This is a genomic window from Flavobacterium sp. (assembly GCF_049590715.1).
Lineage (GTDB): Bacteria > Bacteroidota > Bacteroidia > Flavobacteriales > Flavobacteriaceae > Flavobacterium.
This window is the reverse complement of the sequence record NZ_JBAWDL010000117.1, coordinates 1-2203: the sequence shown is the minus strand read 5'-3', so window position 1 is coordinate 2203 and position 2203 is coordinate 1. Positions and strand designations below refer to the sequence as shown.

At 36.0% G+C, this 2203-nt stretch carries 4 protein-coding genes; all 4 read left to right on the top strand.

Annotation, left to right across the window (positions count from 1 at the left end; genetic code table 11):
- Positions 1-499: CoA transferase (locus tag WBQ70_RS05405; protein ID WP_423911484.1), on the top strand; the 499-nt coding region annotated here is incomplete at its 5' end.
- On the top strand, positions 480-1106 hold the full coding sequence (locus tag WBQ70_RS05400; protein WP_423911482.1) for an extracellular solute-binding protein: 627 nt from the start codon (positions 480-482) through the stop codon (positions 1104-1106). The genes WBQ70_RS05405 and WBQ70_RS05400, both read left to right, overlap by 20 nt.
- Positions 1055-1555, top strand: a complete 501-nt coding sequence (locus WBQ70_RS05395; RefSeq protein WP_423911480.1) for an extracellular solute-binding protein — start codon at positions 1055-1057, stop codon at positions 1553-1555. Before WBQ70_RS05400 ends, WBQ70_RS05395 begins: the two co-directional genes overlap by 52 nt.
- A 335-nt stretch (positions 1556-1890) precedes the next feature.
- A partial coding sequence (locus WBQ70_RS05390) for a Gfo/Idh/MocA family oxidoreductase (protein WP_423911478.1) occupies positions 1891-2203 on the top strand: 313 nt, incomplete at its 3' end.

The following is a 2203-nucleotide window of genomic DNA, read 5'->3' as shown; positions in this document are numbered from 1 at the left end:
ACCTACAATTCGTCCAGAGAGTAATAGTGCTCATGCCTATTTGGGTGCTCCTTATGGAATTTACCAAACACAATCAGGATATATGTCGCTAGCCATGGGAGCGATTCCTTTTATAGGGGAATTAATTGGTTGTGAAGTGTTATCAAACTATCCTGAAAAAGCAAGTTGGTTTACCCATCGTGATGAAATAAAAAAGATTTTGGCCAATCATTTGTTGACTAATACAAGCGAACATTGGTTAAGTATTTTGGAACCAGCAGATATTTGGTGTGCCAAAGTAATGGATTGGGACGAACTCTTTGCTCATGACGGTTTCAAAGCCTTGGACATGATCCAAAAAGTAACTATGGGAGATGGTTTTGAATATGAAACAACACGTTGTCCTATAAGAATTGATGGAGAATACTTAACTTCAACCCTTGGGTCACCAGGTTTAGGAGAACATACAAATGAAATTATTAAAGAGTTAATTCAAGACTATGAGCAAGCCAAAGTTTAAAATAGCGGTACGTAAATTTGATGCGTTTGAATCTTCCATTGCTAAAATATGGGAATCCTTTTGTCTAGAAACAAAATGTGATTTTGAGTTGGAAGCGGTGGCATTCGACTTGCACCCTCTATACGATACTATTTTAAAAAATGATGGTTTGGCCAATGGTGATTGGGATGTTTCTCTAATCAATACGGATTGGATTGCCGAGGCTTATGCATCTAATTCCATCGAAGATTTAACACCCTACATCAACAAAAAGGCTCCTCAAGATTTCCCAGAAGGTTGGTCAGAATCCTTGTTGTACAAACAGCGATTTGATGGAGGAACTTACGGTTTGCCTTTTCATGACGGACCGGAATGTTTGATATATAGAAAAGATTTGTTTGAGTCGTTTGATGAAAAAGTTGCTTTTTACCGTGATTATGGCAAACCTTTGGAAATACCAAAAACTTGGGATGATTTAATGGAAGTAGCCGCGTTTTTCAACAGACCAGAAGACAATTTATACGGAACTACTTTTGCAGCTTATCCTGACGGTCACAATACTGTTTTTGATTTTGCTTGCAATTATGGACTCGTGGTGGAGATTTATTTGATGAAAATAAAAAAATAAAAATCAATACGCCAGCAGCCGTTGAAGGAATGGAGTTTTATCGTAAAGCGTTGAAAAATACGAATGCGATTCATCCTGATTCTCGAGATTTTGATTCGGTTAAGTCTGGTATGGCTTTCGCCAATGGGAATTTAGCCATGATGGTCAATTGGTTTGGCTTTGCTTCGTTCAGTGAATTTTTTGCTGATTCGAAAGTAAAAGGAAAAGTAGATGTTGCTCCTGTTCCTGCAGGACCAACTGGTGAAGGTGTTTCACTCAACGCTTATTGGATGTACGTAATAGGTCAAGGGAGTCAAAAGAAGCAACTAGCATATGATTTCATTAAATATGCAGTCAATGCTCAAAATGATAAACTAGTAACTTTAGAAGGTGGTATTGGTTGCCGTAAATCGACTTGGCATGATCATGAGGTAAACAGAGTAGTTCCTTATTATTACAAGTTGGAATAATTACATAAAAATACCCGTTCGCTTCCTCGCAAGAGCAATTGGTCAGAAATTGCAGATGTGATTGATCAAGTGGTTTTGGATGTCATTAATAGTGAAACTAATATTGAAACTATTTTAGATCAAGCACAATTGAAAATCGATAATATCGAAAAATAATAATATAAAAAAAAAGCTGCTAATTTTCAAAAAATTAAAAGTGGTTTTTTAAACATAGTCCGGGTTGGGTCTGAGCAAGCTCGCTTGCTAGAGGTTTTAGAATTAAAAATTACTTTTAAAAGCGTTATTTATAACTTTAGGATAAAATGACAAAATATAAAAACAAATAAAAGTCAATAATGGATATTAACTACAAACCAGAATTACCATTAGAAAATCGTCCCATATATATCATTGGAGCAGGAGGTATAGTTCGTGATGCACACTTGCCTGCTTACAAAAGTGTCGGATTTACAATTGCTGGAATTACAAATAGAACGCGTCAAAGAGCCAAAGAATTAGCAACTCAGTTTGATATTCCAATAGTATATGATACCGTTGACGAAATGGTTGAAGATGCTCCCAATAATGCAATTTATGATTTGACTCTTATGCCTAATCAATTTGTTCAAACGTTGGAACAACTTCCAGATGAAGCAACGGTTTTAATTC

What these genes read in the sequence shown, in the direction of transcription:
- WBQ70_RS05400 (WP_423911482.1), top strand. Translation starts at nt 480, where the DNA reads ATGAGCAAGCCAAAGTTTAAAATAGCGGTACGTAAATTTGATGCGTTT.